Raw genomic sequence first — 22,247 nt, 5'->3', positions numbered from 1 at the left:
CTTTTCTGACCGGACCGGACCCATGGATCTGCGCAACATCGCCATTATTGCCCACGTCGACCACGGCAAGACCACGCTTGTCGACGAACTGCTGAAACAGTCGGGGGCCTTCCGCGACAATCAGGCCGTCGCGGAGCGCGCGATGGACAGCAACGATCTGGAACGCGAGCGCGGGATCACGATCCTTGCCAAGGCCACCTCGGTCGAGTGGAAGGGCACCCGGATCAACATCGTCGACACGCCCGGCCACGCCGATTTCGGCGGCGAGGTGGAGCGTATCCTGTCGATGGTCGACGGGGTGGTGCTGCTGGTGGACGCCGCCGAAGGTCCGATGCCGCAGACCAAATTCGTCACCTCCAAGGCGCTGGCGCTGGGCCTGCGCCCGATCGTGGTGCTCAACAAGGTCGACAAGCCCGATGCCGAGCCGGACCGGGCGCTCGATGAATGTTTCGACCTGTTTGCCAATCTGGGCGCGAATGACGAACAGCTCGATTTTCCCGCCATGTATGCCTCCGGCCGTTCGGGCTGGGCGGACATGGAACTGGACGGCCCGCGCAAGGACCTCTCGGCGCTCTTCGATCTGGTCGTTGACCATGTGCCCGCCCCGGCGCAGGTGGCCCACAAGGACGAGCCGTTCCGGATGCTCGTCACCACGCTGGGCAGCGACCCGTTCCTTGGCCGGATCCTCACCGGACGGATCGAATCGGGCCAGCTGAAACCGGGCCAGAGCATCAAGGCGCTGAGCCGCGACGGCAGCCTGATCGAGACGTTCCGCGCCTCCAAGGTGCTGGCCTTCCGCGGCCTCGCACAAACGCCGATCGATCAGGCCGAGGCCGGTGACATCGTTTCTCTCGCCGGCATGGCCAAGGCGACCGTGGCCGACACGCTCTGCGACCCGTCGATTTCCGAGGCGCTGCCCGCCCAGCCGATCGACCCGCCGACGATCTCGGTCACCTTCGGGATCAATGACAGCCCGCTCGCGGGCCGCGACGGGTCCAAAGTCCAGTCCCGCGTCATTCGCGACCGGCTGATGAAAGAAGCCGAATCAAACGTTGCCATCCGGGTCACCGACACGCCGGGCGGCGAGGCATTCGAAGTGTCCGGCCGCGGCGAATTGCAGATGGGCGTGCTGATCGAGAACATGCGCCGCGAAGGGTTCGAACTGTCGATCTCCCGCCCGCAGGTGCTCTTCCGCGAAGAAGACGGCCAGCGTCTGGAGCCGGTCGAGGAAGTCACGATCGACGTGGATGACGAATATTCCGGCTCGGTGATCGAGAAGCTGACCGGCGCGCGCCGCGGCGAACTGTCGGAAATGCGGCAGGCCGGTGCGGGCAAGACCCGTATCGTGGCGCTTGTTCCGTCGCGCGGGCTCATCGGCTATCACGGCGAGTTCCTGACCGATACGCGCGGCACGGGCGTCCTGAACCGCGTCTTCCATTCCTGGGCACCTTACAAAGGCAAGATCCCGGGCCGTCGCGCGGGTGTGCTGATCTCGATGGAGAACGGCACGTCGGTGCCTTATGCGCTGTTCAACCTTGAGGAGCGCGGCAAGATGTTCATCGGGTCGCAGGAAGATGTCTATCAGGGCATGATCATCGGCGAGCACAGCCGGGACAATGACCTGGAGGTCAACCCGCTGAAGGGTAAGAAGCTGACCAACGTGCGCGCGTCCGGCAAGGACGAGGCCGTGGTCCTGACCCCGCCGGTGCGCATGTCGCTGGAGCAGGCCATTGCCTATATCGACACGGATGAACTGGTCGAGGTGACACCATCCAACCTGCGGTTGCGAAAAGTGCATCTCGATCCGCATGAACGCAAGCGTGCCGCTCGCGCCATGGGTGATTGAAACTCTCCTGCTTTGCATTTCGCAATTGACAGTGCATCCAACCTAGGATTGTGTTAGCCTACTAACACATGTGGTGAGGGTGTATCTGTTGCGATGCCCGCAACACGGTCCTTTTCCCGAAGGGAAACCCGGTCGATACACCCAGCGCGGTCGCCGCTCTGCGAGAAACTTTTGGCGGTTTGGCCGTGTTATCCACGTGTCCTATGACGAGTTTGGAGACACGAATGAAACACCCGGTCGATGTACATGTCGGGAAACGGATACGGCACAGACGATGGATGGTCGGCATGACCCAGCAACAGCTTGGGGAAATTGTCGGCATCAAGTTCCAGCAGATCCAGAAATATGAAACGGGCATGAATCGCGTCAGCGCGTCCCGCCTGTGGGATATTGCCAAGGCGCTGCAGGTGCCCGTCAGCTTCTTCTTCGAAGGCTATGAGGCCGAGACCGCCACCGCCGATGTCGCGGATGTGGCAGAGGGCGATCGCCAGGGCGATCTGCTGGCCGACAAGGAAGCGCTGGAGCTTGTGCGGTCCTACTATGCGATTCCCGAGGCACAGCGCCGCCGGCTCTTCGATCTGGCCCGCGTCCTGTCGGACGTGGCCTGAGGGCCGCGCGCCGCGCGACAGCCGCGCGCACGGGGTGATTGACCCGGCGCGATGGATATGAAATTCCCGGTCCGAACCTCTCGGGCCGGGATTTTTTATGCGCTTTTCCAAGGAACTTCAGGACAGTCTGCGCAACTTTGCCGGCGATCTGGCCGAGGCCGCGCGCCCGGAGACGCTGCGCCATTTCCGCAGCGCGAACTTGCGGATCGACAACAAGCAGGCTGACGCGGCGGGCTTCGATCCGGTCACGCAGGCCGACCGGGCGGCCGAAGCGGCGATGCGGGCGCTGATCGACCGCCACCGTCCCGATGATGGTGTGCTGGGGGAGGAATTTCCTGCCAAGCCCTCGGCCTCGGGCCTGACCTGGGTGCTCGACCCGATCGACGGGACGCGGGCCTATCTGTCGGGAACGCCAAGCTGGGGCGTGCTCATCGGCCTCGATGCAGGGGACGGTCCGGTGCTCGGCGTGATCGACCAGCCCTTTACCGGCGAGAGATTCCTTGGCGGTTTCGGGCAGGCGGTACATCTGCATCGCGGGTTCGAGACGCCGATCCGCACGCGCCGCGGCGTAGACCTCTCCGATGCGGTCCTCTTCACGACTTTTCCCGAAGTGGGCACAGAAGCCGAGCGACAGGGCTTCGCTGCGGTGCGCGACCGTGTGCGCCTGACCCGCTACGGGCTCGATTGCTACGCCTATGCGCTCCTCGCGATGGGGCAGGTGGATCTGGTGATCGAGGCCGGCCTCAACCCTTACGACATTCAGGGGCCGATCGGCGTGATCGAAGGCGCAGGCGGGATCGTGACCGACTGGACGGGCGGGCCGGCGCATCAGGGCGGGCAGGTGGTCGCGGCGGGCGACCCGGACCTGCACAGACAGGCGCTCGACCTGCTCGCGCCCTTTGCCGACAGCGCAAAATAAAACCCCCGGCGCAGGTGGCTGCACCGGGGGCTAATCGAATTCCGGCACGCTGCCGGCGCGGCGGACTTACGACAGAAGCGCGCCCAGTTTCATCGCCTGGCCCATGTCGCCATCGACCTTCAGCTGACCGCCCATGAAGGCGGCGGTCGGGTTGACGTCGCCCGACAGGATGCCCTCGAACGTCTCGCGGTCGGCGGTCAGGGTGCAGTCGGCATCCGAATCGTCGGCAGAGACGCCGCTTTCGTCGATCCGCACGGCGCCTTCGCCTTCGATCACGAATTTCACCGAACCGTCGAAATCGGCGTCGCCCAGCTTCTCCTGCAGCGCGGTCACGGCGCCATTCACAACTTCGCTCATGTCACATCCTCTTGTGTTCAGGGTCTACAGTCTCGAAACGCACATAACTCATGCTATGTTTCGAACCACTATGACAGGAAATTTCCGCCTTGACCGTGCTGCCGTGGCGTTACTTGCAGCCATTTTGGGCCTGATGGCGACGCCGGGGGCCGCACAGGATGCCGAAGCGCCAGCCGTTTCGCCGCTGGAAAGCGCGCCCGGCGATGACCGGTTGGCCGCGGCGGAGGACCTGTTCGCCACGAAGCGGGATGCCGAGCTGGACCAGCTGTTCGACAAGCTCCAGTCCGCGTCGCCCGCGGAAATCCCGATGCTGGAAGGGCGGATAAACCGGCTCTGGTCGCGGTCGGGCAGCGCGTCTATGGACCTGCTGCTTCAACGCGGGCTGGAGGCCATGCAGGATGAGGATTACGCCGTCGCGATCGAGCATCTGACCGCCCTGACCGACCATGCGCCCGATTTTGCCGAAGGCTGGAACGCGCGCGCCACGGCCTTCTTCCTGATGGGCGAATACGGGCTGTCGATTGCCGATGTGCAGCGCACGCTCGCGCTCAATCCCCGCCATTTCGGCGCGCTCTCCGGCCTTGGCACGATGCTGGAGGATCTGGGCGAGGATGAGGTCGCACTCCGGGCCTATCTGGCCGCGCAGGCTGTTCATCCGCACCGGGAGAGCATAAATAGCGCCGTGGAGCGACTGTCGGCGCGTCTAGGCGGCGTCGAGCTCTGACACGCTGACGCCTGCAAGGACCCTCGATGACCCACGCGCGCATCTCCCGGATCACGGCGGTTCTGGGCCCGACCAATACCGGCAAGACCCACATGGCGATCGAGCGGATGCTGGGCCATCGCACAGGCGTGATCGGCCTGCCGCTGCGCCTGCTGGCGCGCGAGGTCTATGACCGGATCGTCGCCCTGCGCGGTCCTTCGGTGGTGGCGCTCGTGACCGGCGAGGAACGCATCGTGCCGGACCGTGCCGCCTATTGGGTCTGCACGGTGGAGGCCATGCCCGTCGATATCGGCGCGGATTTTCTAGCGGTGGATGAGATACAGCTCTGCGCCGACCTCGACCGCGGGCATGTGTTCACCGACCGGCTTCTGAACGCGCGCGGCTTCAAGGAAACCATGTTCCTCGGCTCGGACGTGATGCGCTCCAAGATCGCGGCGCTGGTGCCCGAGGCCGAATTCGAGCGGCGTGAACGGTTTTCCACCCTCAGCTACACGGGCGCACGCAAGATCAGCCGGATGCCGGCACGGTCGGCCATCGTCGGTTTCTCTGTCGATGATGTCTATGCCATCGCGGAGCTTCTGCGGCGCCAGAAAGGCGGGGCCGCGGTCGTGATGGGGGCACTCAGCCCGCGCACCCGCAATGCACAGGTGGAACTGTACCAGAACGGAGACGTGGACCATCTTGTCGCCACCGACGCGATCGGGATGGGGCTGAACCTCGATATCGACCACGTGGCCTTTGCCGGCACGTCAAAGTTTGACGGGCGGCGGCATCGCGACCTGATGCCCCATGAAATCGGGCAGATCGCGGGCCGTGCCGGGCGCTACCGTTCGAACGGAACCTTCGGCGTGACCGGAGAGGCCGCGCCTTTCGATCCCGATCTGGCGGCGGCCATCGAATCGCACCGGTTCGCGCCGGTCCGCAAGCTGCAGTGGCGCAACCACCGGCTCGATTTCGGATCGGTTCCGAACCTGCTGGCGAGCCTCGACCGCGGGCCGGAGGATGCCGACCTGATCCGCGCGCGGGAAGCGGATGACCAGCAGACCCTGCGGGCGCTCTGGGGCCTGCCGGAGGTGCGCGACGCGGTCAGCGGTCCGGCGGATGTGCGGCTTTTGTGGGACGTCTGCCAGGTGCCGGATTTCCGCAAGATCTCCCAGAGCGACCACGTGCAGATCTGCCAGCGGCTCTACGGGTTCCTGCGCGATGGCGGAACGGTGCCCGACGACTGGCTCGCACGGCAGATCACCCGCATCGACCGGCCGCATGGCGATATCGACATTCTGCAACGCCGGCTTGCCTTTGTGCGCACCTGGACCTATGTGGCGCAGCGTCGGGGCTGGGTAGAGGATGTGACCCATTGGCGCGCGGAGACACGTGCGGTAGAAGACCGATTGTCGGACGCGCTCCATGCGGGCCTGACACAGCGATTTGTCGACCGGCGGACATCCGTTCTGCTTCGCCGGTTGAAACAGAAGGAGAGCCTCGTGGCGCAAGTGAATGAAACCGGCGACGTGCATGTCGAAGGGCAGTATATCGGCCGGATGGAAGGGTTCCGCTTTATCCAGGACCCGTCGGCCACCGGAGACGAGGCCAAGACGCTTCGCGCCGCGGCCCTTGTCGCCATGCAGCCCGCGTTCAACCTGAAGGCGGACCGGTTCTACAATGCACCCGACCCCGAAATCGACCTGACCGAGCAGGGCGGGCTGATGTGGGGCGATCAGGCGGTGGGAAAGCTTGTCGCGTCCGATGACGTGCTTGCCCCGCGGATCGAGGCTTTCGTGGACGACGAGGCTGGTCCGGAGGTGGCCGAGAAGGTCCAGCGCCGTCTGGGTCACTGGCTGGAACGCCGGATCGCCGCCCAGTTCGAGCCGTTGCTCGCGCTGAAGAATGACGAGACGCTGACCGGCATGGCCCGCGGCATTGCCTTCCAGCTTGTCGAGGCGCTGGGCGTGCTGCCGCGTGCCGCCGTCGCCCGCGACGTGAAGGGGCTGGAACAGGAACAGCGGGCGCTTCTGCGCAAGCATGGCGTGCGGTTCGGGCAATATACGCTCTTCCAGCCGCTGATGCTGAAACCCGCGCCGACGCGGCTCCGGCTTGTGCTCTGGGCGCTGGCCGAGGGCATGTCGGAGTTTCCCGAGGCCCCGCCGCCGGGTCTGGTGACGGTTCCGGCCGTCAAGGACGCGCCCGAGGGCTACTATCCGCGGGCCGGCTACCGCCTTGCTGGCGAGCGCGCGATCCGGATCGATATGCTGGAGCGTCTGGCAGATATGATCCGCGCGCAGGATAGCCGCGCCGGGTTCGAGGCTTCGGCCGACATGCTGTCGATCACCGGGCTCAGCCATGCGCAGTTTGCCGAACTGATGAAGGGTCTGGGCTATGCGGTTGCCGAAGGCACGCGGGAGAAGGTGCCGGCCGTGAAACCGGCGGCAGAGGACGCGCCTGCAGATGCGGCGCCCGAGACTGAAGCTGCGGCAGCCGAGACGCCGGACGTCGACGCTGCGCCCGAAGCTGTCGCGGCAGAACCGGCCGAAGCGCCTGTGGCGGAAGAGCAGCTTGCAACCCCTGTGGCTGCGGAGACCGAGGCGGGTGCCGACGGCGCGGCAGCAGCAGAGCCGGAGATCGAAACTTTCTATACCTTCACCTGGGCGCCGCGCCGGCAGGGAAACCGCCAGCGCCCCGAGGGGGCCGGACAGGGCAAGGGCCGCCGCGCGCAGAAAGCGGGCGGCAAGCCCGGCGGCAAGGGCAAGGGACGGCGCGAGGAGCGCAAGACCGAATTCAAGGCCCGCCCGCCGCGCAAGGAAAAGGAAATCGATCCTGACAATCCGTTCGCGGCGCTGCTGGCGCTGAAGGACTGAGGCCGCCCTTGGTGGAAGACACGGGCAGCCAGCGTCTCGACAAGTGGCTCTGGTATGCCCGGTTCTTCAAGACCCGCTCGTTGGCGGCAAAGCAGGTCACATCCGGCCATGTCCGGGTCAATTCCACGCGCCAGACCAAAGCCGCCACACAGGTGAAGTCCGGCGACGTCCTGACCTTTGCGCAGGGCCGTCAGGTACGGGTGATCGAGGTCCTCCTGCCCGGCAGCCGGCGCGGGCCGGCCAGCGAGGCGCAGGAACTTTATCGTGACATTTCGCCGCCCGAAGCGCCCGTGAAGAACGATATTCCGCAGAATCCGCGTTTCGAGGGAAAAGCACGTCCCACCAAGAAGGATCGGCGCGCACTCGACAAATTCGGGTCTTGAACCGCGCGAGCGGCCTGATCTAAAGAGCGGGGACGCAAGGTGTGACAGGCTTTGCCACGTTTAATGGAGCTGTGACGAGGAACCGCCCGTGACCTATGTCGTGACCGACAATTGCATCGCCTGCAAATACACCGACTGCGTCGAAGTCTGTCCCGTGGACTGTTTCTACGAAGGCGAGAACATGCTCGTCATCCATCCCGATGAATGTATCGACTGTGGCGTCTGCGAGCCGGAATGCCCGGCCGACGCGATCCGCCCCGATACCGAGCCGGACATGGAGAAATGGGTCGAGTTCAACCGCGACTATTCCGAGAAATGGCCGGTCATCATCACCAAGAAGGATCCGCTGCCCGATGCCGAGGCAAAAGACGGCGAATCGGGCAAGTTGGAGAAATACTTCTCCGAAGCGCCGGGTGAGGGTGGTTGACCTTACGTAAGGTGGAGCCTGCGCGGGTCTGCGTCGGCTGATTCCCGCCATGAATCCCGATGGATTCGGGAAATTCGCGTGGAATAACAGCAGGACAGCGGCGGCCGACTTTAAACAGGCCCCGTTTTCTGTTATATATTGGTCACACACACAGGATGCTCGGGGACGTTCCCTAAGGAACGCCGCTTTAATATTGTCCGCTCAACACTCCGTCTCGATGCCGATGAATTTCGGCACCGGTCGGTCTGTCTCCGGACCAACGCCCCGGGGGCGAAAGGAAACTGGATCTCGATGACCAAAAGCAAGAACAACTCGGAATTTCGCGCCAACGAATATGTCGTCTACCCGTCCCACGGGGTCGGGCAGATCGTGTCGATCGAAAAGCAGGAAGTCGCCGGCATGGAGCTGGAGATGTTCGTGATCTCTTTCGAGAAGGACAAGATGACTTTGCGGGTGCCCACGGCCAAGGCGAGCTCGGTCGGGATGCGCGCGCTGTCGAGCCCCGATATTGTCGACAAGGCCATGTCTACGCTCAAGGGTCGCGCCCGCGTGAAGCGCGCCATGTGGTCGCGCCGGGCGCAGGAATATGAGCAGAAGATCAATTCCGGCGACCTGATCATGATCGCGGAGGTCGTGCGCGACCTGCACCGCAACGATGACCAGCGCGAACAGTCCTATTCCGAGCGCCAGCTCTACGAAGCTGCGCTGGAGCGTCTGACCCGCGAGGTTGCTGCTGTTGACGGCGGCGGCGAGGATCAGGCCCAGAAGAAGGTGGACGCCGTGCTGGAAAGCCGCGCTGCCTGACGGGCGCGATATCTGAAAGACCGGGGCCGCATCGCAAGATGCGGCCCTTTTTTTGGCGAGTTACCCCCAGAGCAGGGCTGCCGTCAGCAGAATCGCGATTTCCGCCCATTGCTGCGCCGCGCCGAGCACATCGCCCGTCTGGCCGCCGATCAGCCGCCGCGCACGGATCTGCACCGGCAGGGTAGCGAGGCAGCCGATGGCCAGCATCGGCAGACCGGCTCGCCCGCCCATCAGGATCGCCACTGCGCCCGCCAGCGCGAACGCCACCGCGATGGACCGTCCCGAAGGCAGGCCGAAGCCCGCCGACAGGCCGCCCGGCCGCGCCTGATCCATCCGCGCCATCGGCCAGAGGATCGCCGCGCGGGACCCGGCGCCCGCGAGCATGAGAGCGGGGATCCAGGCCTGAAGGGGCAGGGCGGCGAGTGCCGCCAGTTTCAGGAGCGTCGCCAGCATGAGCGTGAGCGCACCATAGGTGCCGAGCCGGCTGTCCTTCATGATCGCGAGCCGTCGTTCCGGCGTGTGCCCGCCATGAAACCCGTCGGCGCAGTCGGCCAGCCCGTCCTCATGCAGCATGCCGGTCGAAGCCGCCAGCGCCGCCAGTGCCAACACCGCCGCCGCAAAAGGTGTCAGCCCCAGCCAGAGCGCGACCGCACCGGTTGCGCCAGCAATCAACCCGTGGCCCGCGCCGATCAGCGGAAAGGCCCAGACCATATCCGGCCCCGGTGGCGCGTCCGGATCGCCCTGTCCGACGGGCCAGCGCGACAGCATCATCGCGGCACCCTGCAGGTCGCGCAGCAGGTGACGCAGGGGCGGCAGGTCGGGCCAGTGGTCGGGTCGGGTCATTTGGGACTCTACATGGGCGGGCCAAGCGGCTAATCACGTGACCGGACTATGACAGGAGAGCCCCATGACCGTCACCCCGCCTTTTGAGGATCGCGCCGGATTTCTGAGCCTGTTGCTGGCGGCGCCGGATGCGGACGGGGCGGCCGTTGCTGCGGCGAAGGCCCGCGATGCGGTGCTCACCAAACCGCCCGGTGCGCTGGGCCGGCTGGAAGATCTGGCCGTCTGGATGGCCGGCTGGCAGGGCCGCGCCGCTCCGGAGATAAACGCGCCACAGGTTGTTGTTTTTGCGGGAAATCACGGGGTCGCGGCGCAGGGCGTGTCGGCCTTTCCGGCGGACGTGACCGTGCAGATGGTGGCCAATTTCGAAGCGGGCGGGGCCGCGATCAACCAGCTTTGTCGCGTCACCGGTGCTGCAATGACAGTGGTCGCGCTCGATCTCGACCGCCCGACCGCTGATTTCACGCAAGAGGCCGCGCTCACCGAAGCGGATCTGGTCGCGGCCCTGCAGGCCGGCTGGATGTCGGTCGATCCGGCGTCTGATCTGTTCATCGCCGGCGAAATGGGGATCGGCAACAGCACGCCCGCCGCGGCCATCGCGGCGGCCCTGTTCGGCGGGACCGGCGCGGACTGGGCCGGTCGCGGCACAGGGCTCGACGATGCCGGACTGGGACGCAAGGCGACGGTGGTCGATGCCGGTCTGGCGCGGCATGCGGATGCGGGCCGTGACGGGCTGGAGGTCCTGCGCCGCCTCGGCGGACGAGAGATCGCCGCCATGGCGGGCGCGATCGCCGCTGCGCGCCACCATCGCATTCCGGTTCTGCTCGACGGGTTCATCTGCTGTGCGGCGGCGGCCTGTCTTGCCGCTGAGCATCAAGACGCGCTTGACCATTGCCGCGCTGGCCACGCCTCCGCCGAACAGGCCCACAGGCGGCTTCTGGAAAAACTGGGGCTGGACCCGATCCTCGACCTCGGCCTGCGCCTCGGCGAAGGGTCGGGCGCGGCGCTCGCGCTGGCTGTGCTGCAAGGGGCCGTCGCCTGCCACTCCGGCATGGCAACCTTCGCGGAAGCGGGCGTGTCGGATGGTGCATGATATCGGCCCAGGTCCGGGTCCGGTTTCTGTGCACACCTTCGCGCGCATGCCCGCGATCGGCATCTGGTCGCAACTGGCGTGAAGCTTTGAGTGCGGCACGTTTTGCTTGATGTTCAGATAGATGGCGGGCCGACTGCCGCCGGCATGCCCGACTGTGTCGCAAATGCTCCATGTCGGATTTATGATTTCGCCCGGTAGAAATGCCGGGCGCATTGACGTCAGAATGCGGCCGGCGTTCCGGATGTAGAGACGACATGAAACTTGTAATCCAAGTCCCCTGCTTCAACGAGGAACATACGCTTCCCGAAACATTGCAGGATCTCCCCAGACAGGTCGAAGGTTTCGACAGCGTTGAATGGCTGATCGTCGACGACGGGTCCACGGACGGCACCGTTGCCGTCGCCGAGCGGATGGGCGTCGATCATATTGTCCGGCTGTCGCACAATCAGGGGCTCGCCATCGCCTTCATGACCGGGATCGAAGCCTGTTTGCGGGCCGGTGCCGATGTCATCGTGAATACGGACGGCGACAATCAATATGCGGCCTCCTGCATTCCGCGTCTGGTGCAGCCGATCCTGGAGAAGCGCGCGCAAATCGTCGTGGGCGAGCGACCGGTCGCGTCGATCGCGCATTTCTCGCCTGCCAAGCGCAAGTTGCAATCGCTGGGCAGCTGGGTTGTGCGGGCCGTCAGCGGCGCGTCGATCAAGGACGCGCCCAGCGGCTTTCGCGCGATCCACAAGGACGCCGCTGCACGGCTCTATGTGTTCAACAGATACACATACACTTTGGAGACGATCATTCAGGCCAGCCGGCTGGGCATACCGGTCGCATCGGTGCCGGTGGAGGTCAATGATCCGACGCGCGAGTCGCGTCTGATGAAATCGACGGCCCAGTATATCTTCAAGTCCGCCATCGTCATCACGCGGATCGCGATCATCTATAAGCCCCTGCGCTTCTTTGCCGGCATTGCCGTCCTGCTGGCCCTGCCGGGAATGCTGGCGATTGTCAGGTTCCTCTACCTCTTCCTGCAAGGGCAGGGGGACGGGCATGTCCAGTCGCTCGTGATCGGCACGGCTTTGGTCGGGTCGGGCGTCTTCGCGTTTCTGGCGGGAATCCTTGCGGACCTAATCGCCGCGAACCGCGTCCTTCTGGCCGACATCCGCGCACGGATGCTTCGTGCGAACATCGACATCGAGAAATAGATGAACCTCGCACCCATCCGAACGGCGGTCCTTGCGGCAACCGCCCTGAGTCTTGCCGTAGCTGCATACGTGCTTGCGTCGCCGGGCTTTTTCATCATCGACGAAGTGATCTACTTCATCGGTGCCGACGCCCTCGCGCGGGACGGCACGTTTTCCATCCAGAACGGGATAGAGACCTTCCCGTCGGAGGATATGCACGCGTGGTTGCTGGTGGAGGGACCGCTCGGGCTGACACCGCAATACCCCATTGGGACATCCCTTCTTGTCTGGCCGGTCATGTGGCTTTTGGGGGCCAAGAGCCTGATCTTCGCCAATATCCTGTTCGGCCTGCTGACGTCCTACATGACCTTCCGCCTGTCGTTCTACATGTTCAGGGACAGGGGGGTGGCGCTTGCCGCGGCGCTTCTCCTCGCGCTGGGCACATTCTGGCTGGAATATGTCGTCGGGCACTGGCCCCACTCCATCAGCATGTTCTTCCTGCTCTGCGCCTTCTCCCTTTTCCTGCGGGCAATGGACAGCGAGGACGGATTGGTCCCGGCACTCGCTTCCGGCGCCATGATCGGCTGCGGCATATTCTTCCGGCTGGAAGCCGTGATCCTGCTCTTTCCCTTCGGGGCCATCCTTCTGCTCGACGCCCGCAAACCGTGGCGCCTGCTTGTCGGGGGCGCTGTCGGACTTCTGCCGTTCGTCCTTGCCATGAGTTTTGCGAACTGGATCAGGTTCGATGACCTCAACCCCTTGTCCTATGGCACGTCCGGCGGGCTGACGCGGTTTTCGAGGTATGTGGGCATGCTGGCCGGTATCGGCGGCGCGCTTGTTCTGATCCTTTTGTGCCGCGTGCTGAAGGCGAAAGGGATCGATCCCATCAAATTGCTGTTTGGACTGGCCGTGGTCGCGGTGGCTCTGCTGGCTGTCATGCAGCATGCCCTTTTCCTGCGGGCCGCCTCCGGTCTTTACGATATCCTGATCGACACGCGCGGGATCGAGGACGGACGGGCCGGTGTCCGGCTGCAGGATGATGGCACATTGCTGTTCTGGGGGCTGCCGAAAAAGGCTTTGGCGCAAAGCCTGCCCTGGCTGGGGTGCCTCGTGCTCCTGGCCGGGGTCCGTCCCGGTCCCGAGCGGAGATATGCAATCTATATCCTGACGGTATCTGCCGCCTGGACCCTGCCCTTCGTCATGGGGAGCTGGCACGGCGGACTGGGCTCGAACATGCGCTACTTTCTGCCGGTGGTGCCGCTTCTGGTCATACTGGCGTGCTGGCTTGCTGGTGATCTGCTCAGGAAGACCCGATCCGTGACAGCCGCTCATTTGGCTGGGGTCATGGCTTTGTCTGCGGGGGCATTCCTGTACATCGACCGGTCAACATCCCTGAGCGGCGCCTATGTCCATCAGGTTGTCTCGCTCCTGTGTCTGGGCGCGACAGTGTTGGCTTGTGCCGTTGCGGTAATCGGGCGCCGCGCATGGTCGGCCGGTGTCGCCGCGGTCGCGCTTGGCGTGTCCTTCGGGTTCTCGGCCTATGCGGGTCTGGGCGACCTGATGGCCTCCCAAGAGCGGCGGGTGATTTTCGAGCATGCATCGGAGGATTTCCGAAACCTGCCCGGCCCTTCCGTCATCTATGCAATACCGGAGGAAGTGCCCTTCGCCTTCAGCGAGGATGAGCGCTTTGTGGCCATGCCGGATGCCCAGACCGGAGAGATCGACGCGACGCTCATCGCCCGTGTGTGCGCGTCCGATTTCGAAGTGCTGGTTTCGCGGGCGTTCCAACCGCTTTTCGTGGAGCAGGGATTTGCGCTGCGCGACATTGTTGGCAACAACCATCATCAGGGCGTGAATTTTAAGGCGGTCGATTGTGAGGCGTGAGGCGCGGAGCAATACTCCTCCAGAAAGTCCCGCTATAGCTGAATTTTTTCTCTAGTGGATTGATTTGGAGTTATTATTGTCCAACCAGTTTTCTGTATGAGTTGCGCGGAGCAATTTTTGCTCGCGAGCAGATAATTGGTTCTGGGTTTGAGAGTAGGGACTCGCGTAGATGGTTGAACAAAAGTCGCAACATCGCTCCCGCCTTCCCGTGTTGATTGAGGAACCGCTAAAACATTGCCTGGCGCCATTGAGAGTGTGGAAGCGGACGGCGTCGATCGGTGAGCGCCAGTGCCCCATCTGCGGGTTTGTGGGCGGCTTCAAGGAATTCGGCCATCCGCCCCGCTACGATTCCCGCTGCCCCGGGTGCCAGTCGCTGGAACGCCACAGGCTTCTGGCGCTGGCCGTTGAGCAGGGCCTGATCCCGTTCTTTGGAAACGTCAGCGATCTGTCGATGCTCCATTTTGCGCCGGATGCGGTGATGGCCGACTATTTCGATACACGGTTCGGGCGCCACGTCACGGCTGACCTTTTCATGGAAGGCGTGGATCACGCGTTCGATATCGAGAATATCGACGCGCCCGATTGTTCCTATGACGTCGTGCTCGCGTCCCACGTTCTTGAGCATGTCGACGACTTCAAGGCGTCCGCGGAGATCCGGCGCATTCTGGTCGATGGAGGGCTGTTCCTGGCGATGGTTCCGATCGCCGAGGGGTGGAGCAACACCTACGAGAACCCCGCAATCGATGGCGCGCAGGCGCGAGAGATGCACTTCGGACAATCAGATCACGTCCGCTACTACGGGGCCGATTTCAGCAGCCGGATAGAGCGAAGCGGGCTGCGCCTCGTCAAGGAAATCACTGCCACCGGTCAGGAATGCGCCGACCATGGTCTGATCCGGGGCGAGAAGGTCTTTGTTTTCGCGAAGTCCTGAGCAGGCCATTCGACAGTGCGGTTCCGACGTCTCGGCTGAAATCCGGCTGCGGCAGGATGGCAAGCTTCTGGAAAAGGAGCCACGCGGGCCGATACAGAAGGTCCTGATGTCGGAAGTTCCATCGCACCTGCAAGCGCAAGCGGCACGTCCGGGCGTCGCCAAACCAATAGATATTACGTTTTCATTTCAGCCACTTGTGTTGAGCTGATGCGAAAATCTGCAGTGAGGGAGATTGGAGGCGAGTACCGGAATCGAACCGGTGTACACGGATTTGCAAGAGTAGTACATTAAGGAACATTTAATAATATCAATATTTTATGGGAAATTCCTTTGTGTGTGTACAAATTTGCGTACGTCTTGCGCCGGTTATTTACAGCTACATTGCGCGTCGACGTCGCAGGTAGTCTTTGTTCGGTGGATGAGCTTTTGGCACATGCAACTTGCGCCCGTCAAATGGTTGGAGTTGTTCGCGGAGACTTGCGTCGCCCCCAACCTTGTCCCAATCGATCCTTACTGTCAGGTCGTCTTCTATGATTAGGTAACCATTCTCAAAAGCGCGATCCACAAGGACAGACAAACAGATTCCATTCGATGGATCGAGCCGAATGCTTTCATCGGCACTCCAAGGCACGATGTGGGATGCAATCAAGAAATCTCGGGTCTGAATTCCAGTGATTGCGCAGCGAGCGCCGTAGTTTTTCTTAACGGCATTAGAGAAAACTCGTTGGGCACTGCCCCGCGTTTTTGCGGTGGTCCTGCTGTCTGCAACGGCAAAATTGCCTTCACTAACTTGTTTCTCAAATTCAGCGACCTCAGCTTCGGAACTCTCACTTCTTTCGGCAAGAAGATCGCTATCAAGACCCTGGTCAGGTGCGTGAGGTTTCTTCCCCGGAGGCATCGCACCTGCGCCAGGACTCTTCGCTTTGGCGATATCAGTCCACGGCTGACCTTTTTCAGTGGGGTCGAAGTACAGTGCGTCAGACGGTTCCGTCGCCGAAAGGTATCGCCATGCAAGAGCGGACGTTGATTTTGTTGATGCAGCCAAGTCTCTTACGATCGCGGGAGCCTTGCCTAAGTCAGCCCACTCAAAACCAGCTGCAGCATTATCGATTTGAACCCTAAGGTGCACGATGTCGGCTTCACCGTAGAGTTTTGTCGCAATCAAATATGGCTGCCCGAAACTTGACGCGACAAGCGTTTGGAACTCTGCGTCTGCAGATACTGCATCCTTGTGAGTTGGGTCGCCCAAGATGGTTTCGGCTCGCGAAGCACTTGCCTTAGGATGCATCCTCCATGCTGCCGGGGCGCTGTTCGTCTCCCATGCCAGATGCGGTCTATCAGCGGATTCCCGGAAAATTGTTCCTGCGGCACTGCCGCCAGACCACTGATATGTTACAGGAACGGAGGGGGCACCTTTGGCAAGAGCTGGAAAAGCAGACTCCAACGAAGAAAGGAAATCTGTCTTTTTTGATAGCTGAATATAGTCCTTTGAATACTTTGCTTCGCCGCTCAAGCGACCATAGATCGCTCTATGAGCCGTTATTCCATAGTAGATTACAAGAATCCATTCTACTCGCGGCAAGGTCATGTAGTCCTACCAATAACAATTGCTTCTGGTGATTTGTGCGCCTCTACCTCTCTGCGACTTTGCGCTGCTAACGCTCGGTGAGCAGTGAAACTTATTATCTCGTGATCAGAAAAAAGCTCGCGGACGATTTCCGTGTCGCGATTAGACATGATCCAGGAAACGCCTCGCTCACTTAACGAATGGCAGGTCTCTGCTAATTCGATCAAGTCAGGAACTTCAAAGGTCTTTGCCGTGTACTTGTTGAATTTAGCGGTTGGTTCTTTCTCGATATCTGGTCGGGAAAATACAGGGAGGTACGGTGGGTCCAGATACACAAAGTCTCCCTTAGTTGCCCCTCGAAGTGTTTCGCGAAAATCTCCTTTCTGAATGACGACCCCATTTAATAGCTGAGAAATGCTTCTCAGATCGGTGTTGCTGAAGCCTTTGAACTTCCTATCTCCCCATGGAACATTCATGGCGCCCGTTCTCGAGTTCTCTCGCCAAAGATGGTTCCAAGAGACACCATTGAGGTACAGGAATCGAGCTGCCTTGCTCAGTTCGTCGTCTGGCGTTGTGGCTCTTACCTCGTAGTAGAACTCTTTGCTGTCGTTCTCTAGGTACCACTCCAAAAGCGGGCTCAACTCATCGGGTCTGTCGCGCAGGGCTGTCCAGGCTGAAACTAGGTGTTCGTTGAGATCCGCCAGATGTGAGATCCCGCTCACACGGTTTTTGCATGCAATGAACACCGCGCCTCCACCTAGGAAAGGCTCGAAGTAGTCTTGTATGTGCTCCGGCACATGCGGAAGGATGCGAGGCAGCAAGCGTGTCTTGCCGCCTACCCACCGGATAAACGGCTTGCGTGGCGCGGCGTCAGGTTCCTTGAGCGGGAGTTCAGGGGCTACAAAGGCACTCGCTTTTTGGTTCATGCGACTCTAAACTTAGTGTACGGGGGTCTCCGACACACAACCTGCTGACGGCACCTCTTGTCAAGGTTTCCGCGCTAAGAGAGGCTAGATGTCAGAAGTAACGCTTACCTGGAAAAACAAGCACCTTCAGCTGCGGGCATCGGGCAGCGACGGGTATGCTTGGGTTGGCGACGAGGGCAGCAAACTTCGGAAGCCCGTCGGTCTGCAACTGCTGGGCGCAGATGCGCTTTCTCGCGCTTCCAGTGTTCTGGCTGTTGGCGACGGCTTAGATGTTCTGGAATCCCTAGGGTTCAAGAGCGACACGCTCGTCGATAAGATTAGACTGGTCTACATTGACCCACCATTCAATACGAGCGCGGACGTAAGATGCTACGACGATGCCATGGACCGGACGATGTGGCTAAGCATGCTACGGGATCGTTTAGTAGCGCTGAAGCCATACCTATCCGAGGAAGCAAGCGTGTGGGTTCACCTTGACGACGCTGAAGTTCATCGCGCTCGAGTGGTGATGGATGAAGTGTTTGGTGAAAAGGCTTTTGTTGCATCCGTGATATGGCAAAAGCGAACTACACGAGAATCTCGATCTGCATTCTCTAATAACCATGATACAATTTTGGTTTACGCGCCCAGTGGTCCAAGAAAGTGGAAAACCTCGCGTAATCTACTCGTCAAGGATACGGCAGTCTTAGAGAACAGAGATAATGACCCACGAGGTCCTTGGGCGGACGCTCCGTTTACGGCACCAGGCTATCGGTCTGCACAACAGTATCCGATTACTACGCCTTCTGGTCGGGTTTTGAGACCTCCGCGTGGAAGATCTTGGTACGCTACTGAAGAGACCTACTTAAATCTCCTGGGAGAAGACAGAATTTGGTTTCCGAAGAATGGAAGTGGCTCTCCAAGACTGAAACTCTTCAGCCACCAAATTAGAGGACTTGTGCCTTTCACTATCTGGGGCACGTCCGAGACCGGCACCAATGATGACGCCAAACGTCATCTTATGTCGATGTTTCCCGATAAGCCGGTATTTGATACTCCAAAACCTGAGCAACTCTTGGAGCGAATAATTCATATTGCCACACGTCCGGGAGAACTGGTTGTCGATCTATTTGGCGGAAGTGGCACCACCGCTGCCGTAGCTCACAAAATGAGACGCCGTTGGATACTGGCGGAGCGAAACGTCGATACTGTCCTTGAGTATACTTTGCCAAGAATGTTGGCGGTGGTTGAAGGTAGTGATCCCGATGGAATTTCGGAGGCTGCAAGTTGGAAGGGAGGGGGTGATTTTGCATTGGCATTTGTACCGCCTCGTCTTGGAAAAGCTGTCACAAAGCCCAAACTTTCCCGATTGGGTGAAGCATATGCCCGAGTCCAGGCAAGGATGAGCCAAGCGAGGGCAAGCTAGTCGGGGGCAGTGTTTAGGTAGTGGGGATGCATATGCTCAGCATTCGTCTTACCGCGCCAGTTTTCATTTACTATGAATTGCCGCGCAGCGTGTCCCAAGAACCTCGCTAACTGTATTCGCCGAAATTAGCCTCCTCCATCAAGCGATCAAATAGCTTGCGCTCTCCTGTGCCTCCCGGCGGGAAGTTGTCAGTGTTAAAGTCCCTATCTTCAAGCGACATAGATTCGAAGAGTTCTTTAAAAATGGACATTTTAACAAAATCTCCCTCCCCCAAATTCAATATTGCCGGTCTCAAAAAGCGAGCAAATGCTCTGAAGCCATTTGTTCTCGGAAGCATGTTTCCTTTGTCGGTGCTATTCCAAGCGTCTTCCCACCTTCGCTTCACCGCCTCAAAATAGTGCATGATCTGTCGTGCGATTTCTTCATCTCGTTCTTCGATGAAGTACTGTCTGAATATGAGTTTTTTACGATCAAAGCTTGCATCGTGTCTCCAACCGCTCTTCTTTTTTCCGATATCGCGGTCCCTGAGAACGTCGTTAGAGATATAAGGGAGAATTGACCGCACTACTGTAGCTTGGGTCAGTACTTCGCCGAATCTCCCCTCTGTAGAGACGCCCAGCCGTTTGATTCTTCTGTAAAGCGGGCTGTTCTCGTTGGAGTCCAGAGCGACAGTGACGGTATGTGCAGTTCGTTCTGGGCTGCGAGACTTACTATAAGAAAGGAGGTCGTATACTAGACTTCGGTTCACTTTCGTTTGTGCCAAATTTACGGTTGCAAATATGCTTGCTTGATCGGCTATGTCTGCGTCGACAAATACACACACATTGACCTCGAAGTCCTCGAAATCTTGCTTGGCATCCATCAGACCACGAATTCGATGTTGTCCATCTAGAACTCGGGCAATCCCTCTGAACAAAACGGTTTCGGGATTGTCGAGGTCACCTGGGTTATTCTGCAACGTCATCAAGAAGAAGTCGCTAGCAGCGTCTTGGTCACAAACCGCCTCAAGCGTTGTGCACTTGGCTTCTACTGCGAGAATAACTGCCGTTGGAAATGTGGCATCGGAAAGCGTGACGTATTGGGCGATTTCCTTTACACGATCTTCACTCACCCGCCGCTGAATACCCATATACTCATCTAGCTCCCCATCGCCAGCTCGTCGGCGGACATCAAACCAAGAAATGTTAATTAGGTCCTTCGCAGCCATCTTGCCGATGTAGAAATCGCCAATTGGCTGCCTGGTGCGGAGCACAGGAAAGGTAGCGGTGCGTTTTGCTTCCTCAATCATAATTGGGATCCGCGTTGTTCGTTACCGATTGTGCTTCTTCTCGATTTACGTCCTCTGGCATTGGCGGAGGCTGATCCGCGAGCACTTGGACGCGGTAATTCAGGAGCACCGCCGATAGCAGGAATAGCACCGAAAGGATGCCGTGCATCGAAACCCCAGGCGATGCATCGACTTCTCCGGCGCCAACAAAGAGCGCCATGAACACCGCGCACACCACAACAAATAGCCCGCTCCACAGCCGCATCCCATGATTGCTAGCCTGTGTGGCGCTTTGTGAGACTATGTAGATCGATGCACAAAGGGAGATTGCGTAGAAGTAGAGCTCGCCGGATAGAAATACGGTCTTGATCGCCGAACCTAGGATGCCTAGTGCGCCAGTTTCATCTTCACCATCGGGACTGCTGGTGGCTCCGATCAAGAAGAGAACGAAGCCCGCGATGAGAGGCAAGAAGCTGATTACCAGAGTTATGGTGAGATTGCGCCTGGTGTCGCTCTTCGTGCGTGTGTCGGCATGCTTGATCGAAAAGTCCCCGAACATATCTCAAAGTAACCTGTTGAATGACCAATGCTTTTGTCGACAGCGTCAACCAACCGTCTGATCAATGCAAGCCTGCGATTACTTCCGCCCAGCACGTGAGCTCGATTTGTTGGTCCTCAGCCTGACACCAACTCGATTGCGTTGCGAAGCTTGTTCTCGTTCAAGTCGATGTAGCGCATCGTTGTGTTCAGATTCTTGTGGCGCGCCAGCGCTTGGATAACGCGTACGTTTACTCCCTTGTCAGCCAACTCAGTAAGGAACTGACGGCGACCGGTGTGTGAACTCGCACCTTTGATGCCGGCGAGCGCGTAAAAGCGAGCGAACAGGTTGACGATAGTTTGTGCGCTGAAACCTCCTCGTTTGGCACTGAAGAAGAGCGGCGCATCCACTCTTGCAACGTGCTTGGGGTAAGCAGCGGCATAGATCGCCAGCGCGCGTGCAAGTTTCTTGCTCACCAGGATTGTGTTCGCATCGTTGCCCTTTGTCTGCCCAGCGGCGAGGAAAATGGTGTCACTGACTTGCCCGTTCGCATCAAAGACGTCGCCGACCTTCAAAGCCGCAATCTCGCACGCGCGCAGACCTGCGAAGTAGCTAAAGGCAAAGATTGCGTGGTTGCGTCGGCTGTAGCGGTGGGCATCAATCACCGCCTGCACTCGTTTGTGCTCCGCCTGGGTCAGTAGCTTGGCTTGTTTCATCGTCTCGTCCAATTTGTGTGGTTTCGTCATAAGTCATTATAAATTCGCACATTTTGAAAAACGATCGAAAAGGCTTGGCATGCTATGCTGCTGTAATCCAAGGCGGTTCAGCCAAGATGTTATGGTCTATTGATTAGCTAACATTTTCCGGTCGAGCATCGTCTGGTTCTGCCACGGCTGCCACCCTGTGCTGTTCAAGGAGGTGTCGCTCAAGTTTGGCTCTCACGTCTTGCAGCACGCCTAGATCGCTCTCTGCTATCCCGCCCAGCTTCTGTTTTCGAATATGCATCATGGCGATTTGGACCTTCACCTTGTTAAGGCAGTTGATGGCAACAGGAATTGAAAAGTCGCTTTTCTTGTTCTTCTGAACAGAGAACCAGCTTCGGCTCCGCCAGCACCAATCTGTGCTGAACTCTTCTGCCGTTTCCACGAATGCGTTCTTGGCTAGTTGGTCATAGACCTCCTCCATCAAAGTCATGTTTTTTCTCCTTCTTAATTCTTCCCCCAATCGTTTGGGATACTTGCTTGGCTGCTGCTACGCATCAGCCGCTGGCGCAGCTAATTGCTACGCTCTCGCTCCGCATACGCCGCGCAGCGATCTCTTCTTCGATCAGATTCCTGATCCAAAACCGTGTTTGTTATCTTCGGGGTCTTTACTCAGAGCCAATAGATCACGCCTGCGTTGGCATGATCTACTGGCGCGTCTTTACTCGTCGCATCATAGGCTACACTCACCAAACCACATGGGAAGAGCAGGTTTTGCGATCATCTCTATTACAGGGGCATCCTGCGCACGATGGCAGGGTAGACTGTTGAAGCGCATAACTGACAATGCGTTTGCTTACCGTCGTGTCCTTCCCCCGTAAAACTGGGCCACTACACTGGCTGCGAAAGGGGGATTGGGCATGGCGAGGAAGCGACATTCAGACGAAGACGTCTTGAAGCTGCTGCGTGAGATCGAGTTGAAGCTGAGTGC

The 22,247-nt window shown here is 60.0% G+C and carries 21 protein-coding genes; 13 read left to right on the top strand and 8 right to left on the bottom strand.

Annotation, left to right across the window (positions count from 1 at the left end):
* Positions 1–22: 22 nt before the first annotated feature.
* The 3 genes from typA to hisN all read left to right on the top strand — a co-directional run bounded on the left by typA (position 23) and on the right by hisN (position 3,373).
* Entirely contained in the window at positions 23–1,846 is a 1,824-nt protein-coding gene (gene typA, locus GSH16_RS00105; RefSeq protein ID WP_160850830.1) for a translational GTPase TypA, read from the top strand.
* Between the two features lie 224 nt (positions 1,847–2,070).
* The gene (locus tag GSH16_RS00100) at positions 2,071–2,454 is read left to right on the top strand and encodes a helix-turn-helix domain-containing protein (RefSeq protein WP_160850829.1); all 384 of its coding nucleotides are present in this window, start codon (positions 2,071–2,073) and stop codon (positions 2,452–2,454) included.
* A 97-nt stretch (positions 2,455–2,551) separates the two neighbouring features.
* The gene (gene hisN / locus GSH16_RS00095; RefSeq protein WP_160850828.1) at positions 2,552–3,373 is read left to right on the top strand and encodes a histidinol-phosphatase; all 822 of its coding nucleotides are present in this window, start codon (positions 2,552–2,554) and stop codon (positions 3,371–3,373) included.
* A 66-nt stretch (positions 3,374–3,439) separates the two neighbouring features.
* Here hisN and GSH16_RS00090 read toward each other — a convergent pair whose 3' ends face one another.
* Positions 3,440–3,730 carry an SCP2 sterol-binding domain-containing protein gene (locus tag GSH16_RS00090; RefSeq protein ID WP_160850827.1) on the bottom strand — a complete coding sequence of 97 codons (291 nt, stop codon included), beginning with the start codon at positions 3,728–3,730 and terminating at the stop codon, positions 3,440–3,442.
* Positions 3,731–3,833: 103 nt separating this feature from the next.
* Between GSH16_RS00090 and GSH16_RS00085 the strand changes: the two genes are divergently transcribed.
* From GSH16_RS00085 to GSH16_RS00065, 5 genes are all read left to right on the top strand, one after another.
* The gene (locus GSH16_RS00085) at positions 3,834–4,454 is read left to right on the top strand and encodes a tetratricopeptide repeat protein (protein WP_328803117.1); all 621 of its coding nucleotides are present in this window, start codon (positions 3,834–3,836) and stop codon (positions 4,452–4,454) included.
* Positions 4,455–4,480: 26 nt separating this feature from the next.
* Positions 4,481–7,309: a helicase-related protein gene (locus GSH16_RS00080; RefSeq protein ID WP_160850826.1), complete on the top strand. Its 2,829-nt coding sequence runs from the start codon at positions 4,481–4,483 to the stop codon at positions 7,307–7,309.
* Positions 7,310–7,317: 8 nt separating this feature from the next.
* Positions 7,318–7,692 (top strand): RNA-binding S4 domain-containing protein, encoded by a 375-nt coding sequence (locus tag GSH16_RS00075; protein WP_160850825.1) that lies wholly within the window; start codon positions 7,318–7,320, stop codon positions 7,690–7,692.
* An 88-nt stretch (positions 7,693–7,780) separates the two neighbouring features.
* Positions 7,781–8,119 (top strand): ferredoxin FdxA, encoded by a 339-nt coding sequence (fdxA, locus tag GSH16_RS00070; RefSeq protein WP_160850824.1) that lies wholly within the window; start codon positions 7,781–7,783, stop codon positions 8,117–8,119.
* A 291-nt stretch (positions 8,120–8,410) separates the two neighbouring features.
* Positions 8,411–8,923, top strand: a complete 513-nt coding sequence (locus tag GSH16_RS00065) for a CarD family transcriptional regulator (RefSeq protein ID WP_160850823.1) — start codon at positions 8,411–8,413, stop codon at positions 8,921–8,923.
* A 60-nt stretch (positions 8,924–8,983) separates the two neighbouring features.
* Here the strand turns inward: GSH16_RS00065 and GSH16_RS00060 are convergent, their stop codons facing one another.
* Entirely contained in the window at positions 8,984–9,766 is a 783-nt protein-coding gene (locus tag GSH16_RS00060) for an adenosylcobinamide-GDP ribazoletransferase (RefSeq protein WP_235912894.1), read from the bottom strand.
* A 64-nt stretch (positions 9,767–9,830) separates the two neighbouring features.
* Between GSH16_RS00060 and cobT the strand changes: the two genes are divergently transcribed.
* From cobT to GSH16_RS00040, 4 genes are all read left to right on the top strand, one after another.
* Positions 9,831–10,856: a nicotinate-nucleotide--dimethylbenzimidazole phosphoribosyltransferase gene (gene cobT, locus GSH16_RS00055; protein ID WP_160850822.1), complete on the top strand. Its 1,026-nt coding sequence runs from the start codon at positions 9,831–9,833 to the stop codon at positions 10,854–10,856.
* Between the two features lie 254 nt (positions 10,857–11,110).
* A complete protein-coding gene (locus GSH16_RS00050) occupies positions 11,111–12,058 on the top strand; it encodes a glycosyltransferase family 2 protein (protein WP_160850821.1) in 948 nt (315 codons plus the stop codon).
* Positions 12,059–13,921: a glycosyltransferase family 39 protein gene (locus GSH16_RS00045; protein WP_160850820.1), complete on the top strand. Its 1,863-nt coding sequence runs from the start codon at positions 12,059–12,061 to the stop codon at positions 13,919–13,921.
* A gap of 169 nt (positions 13,922–14,090) precedes the next feature.
* On the top strand, positions 14,091–14,852 hold the full coding sequence (locus tag GSH16_RS00040; RefSeq protein ID WP_160850819.1) for a class I SAM-dependent methyltransferase: 762 nt from the start codon (positions 14,091–14,093) through the stop codon (positions 14,850–14,852).
* A 376-nt stretch (positions 14,853–15,228) separates the two neighbouring features.
* Here GSH16_RS00040 and GSH16_RS00035 read toward each other — a convergent pair whose 3' ends face one another.
* Together GSH16_RS00035 and GSH16_RS00030 are read right to left on the bottom strand one after the other, a co-directional pair.
* A complete protein-coding gene (locus GSH16_RS00035) occupies positions 15,229–16,440 on the bottom strand; it encodes an HNH endonuclease (RefSeq protein WP_160850818.1) in 1,212 nt (403 codons plus the stop codon).
* A complete protein-coding gene (locus GSH16_RS00030; protein WP_160850817.1) occupies positions 16,437–17,345 on the bottom strand; it encodes a DNA adenine methylase in 909 nt (302 codons plus the stop codon). The genes GSH16_RS00035 and GSH16_RS00030 overlap by 4 nt, the downstream gene beginning before the upstream one ends.
* Before the next feature lie 88 nt (positions 17,346–17,433).
* Here GSH16_RS00030 and GSH16_RS00025 point away from each other — a divergent pair, with 88 nt between their 5' ends.
* A complete protein-coding gene (locus tag GSH16_RS00025; protein ID WP_160850816.1) occupies positions 17,434–18,750 on the top strand; it encodes a site-specific DNA-methyltransferase in 1,317 nt (438 codons plus the stop codon).
* Positions 18,751–18,856: 106 nt separating this feature from the next.
* On the opposite strand, the gene GSH16_RS00020 is transcribed toward GSH16_RS00025, so the two are convergent.
* From GSH16_RS00020 to GSH16_RS00005, 4 genes are all read right to left on the bottom strand, one after another.
* Positions 18,857–20,038 (bottom strand): DGQHR domain-containing protein, encoded by a 1,182-nt coding sequence (locus tag GSH16_RS00020; protein ID WP_160850815.1) that lies wholly within the window; start codon positions 20,036–20,038, stop codon positions 18,857–18,859.
* Positions 20,031–20,576, bottom strand: coding sequence for a hypothetical protein (locus tag GSH16_RS00015; RefSeq protein WP_160850814.1), 546 nt, complete (start codon positions 20,574–20,576; stop codon positions 20,031–20,033). Before GSH16_RS00015 ends, GSH16_RS00020 begins: the two co-directional genes overlap by 8 nt.
* Positions 20,577–20,692: 116 nt before the next feature.
* Positions 20,693–21,271 (bottom strand): tyrosine-type recombinase/integrase, encoded by a 579-nt coding sequence (locus tag GSH16_RS00010; RefSeq protein ID WP_160850813.1) that lies wholly within the window; start codon positions 21,269–21,271, stop codon positions 20,693–20,695.
* Between the two features lie 133 nt (positions 21,272–21,404).
* Positions 21,405–21,749, bottom strand: coding sequence for a DUF6626 family protein (locus tag GSH16_RS00005; protein WP_160850812.1), 345 nt, complete (start codon positions 21,747–21,749; stop codon positions 21,405–21,407).
* Positions 21,750–22,247: the final 498 nt, after the last annotated feature.

The organism is Oceanomicrobium pacificus (genome assembly GCF_009833495.1).
Lineage (GTDB): Bacteria > Pseudomonadota > Alphaproteobacteria > Rhodobacterales > Rhodobacteraceae > Oceanomicrobium > Oceanomicrobium pacificus.
The sequence above is the reverse complement of the archived record's forward strand: the minus strand, read 5'-3'. Positions and strand labels throughout refer to the sequence as shown.

What these genes read in the sequence shown, in the direction of transcription:
- typA (WP_160850830.1), top strand. Translation starts at nt 23, where the DNA reads ATGGATCTGCGCAACATCGCCATTATTGCCCACGTCGACCACGGCAAG.
- GSH16_RS00100 (WP_160850829.1), top strand. Translation starts at nt 2,071, where the DNA reads ATGAAACACCCGGTCGATGTACATGTCGGGAAACGGATACGGCACAGA.
- hisN (WP_160850828.1), top strand. Translation starts at nt 2,552, where the DNA reads ATGCGCTTTTCCAAGGAACTTCAGGACAGTCTGCGCAACTTTGCCGGC.
- GSH16_RS00090 (WP_160850827.1), bottom strand. Translation starts at nt 3,730, where the DNA reads ATGAGCGAAGTTGTGAATGGCGCCGTGACCGCGCTGCAGGAGAAGCTG.
- GSH16_RS00080 (WP_160850826.1), top strand. Translation starts at nt 4,481, where the DNA reads ATGACCCACGCGCGCATCTCCCGGATCACGGCGGTTCTGGGCCCGACC.
- GSH16_RS00065 (WP_160850823.1), top strand. Translation starts at nt 8,411, where the DNA reads ATGACCAAAAGCAAGAACAACTCGGAATTTCGCGCCAACGAATATGTC.
- GSH16_RS00060 (WP_235912894.1), bottom strand. Translation starts at nt 9,766, where the DNA reads ATGACCCGACCCGACCACTGGCCCGACCTGCCGCCCCTGCGTCACCTG.
- cobT (WP_160850822.1), top strand. Translation starts at nt 9,831, where the DNA reads ATGACCGTCACCCCGCCTTTTGAGGATCGCGCCGGATTTCTGAGCCTG.
- GSH16_RS00050 (WP_160850821.1), top strand. Translation starts at nt 11,111, where the DNA reads ATGAAACTTGTAATCCAAGTCCCCTGCTTCAACGAGGAACATACGCTT.
- GSH16_RS00045 (WP_160850820.1), top strand. Translation starts at nt 12,059, where the DNA reads ATGAACCTCGCACCCATCCGAACGGCGGTCCTTGCGGCAACCGCCCTG.
- GSH16_RS00040 (WP_160850819.1), top strand. Translation starts at nt 14,091, where the DNA reads ATGGTTGAACAAAAGTCGCAACATCGCTCCCGCCTTCCCGTGTTGATT.
- GSH16_RS00035 (WP_160850818.1), bottom strand. Translation starts at nt 16,440, where the DNA reads ATGACCTTGCCGCGAGTAGAATGGATTCTTGTAATCTACTATGGAATA.
- GSH16_RS00030 (WP_160850817.1), bottom strand. Translation starts at nt 17,345, where the DNA reads ATGAACCAAAAAGCGAGTGCCTTTGTAGCCCCTGAACTCCCGCTCAAG.
- GSH16_RS00025 (WP_160850816.1), top strand. Translation starts at nt 17,434, where the DNA reads ATGTCAGAAGTAACGCTTACCTGGAAAAACAAGCACCTTCAGCTGCGG.
- GSH16_RS00020 (WP_160850815.1), bottom strand. Translation starts at nt 20,038, where the DNA reads ATGATTGAGGAAGCAAAACGCACCGCTACCTTTCCTGTGCTCCGCACC.
- GSH16_RS00015 (WP_160850814.1), bottom strand. Translation starts at nt 20,576, where the DNA reads ATGTTCGGGGACTTTTCGATCAAGCATGCCGACACACGCACGAAGAGC.
- GSH16_RS00010 (WP_160850813.1), bottom strand. Translation starts at nt 21,271, where the DNA reads ATGAAACAAGCCAAGCTACTGACCCAGGCGGAGCACAAACGAGTGCAG.
- GSH16_RS00005 (WP_160850812.1), bottom strand. Translation starts at nt 21,749, where the DNA reads ATGACTTTGATGGAGGAGGTCTATGACCAACTAGCCAAGAACGCATTC.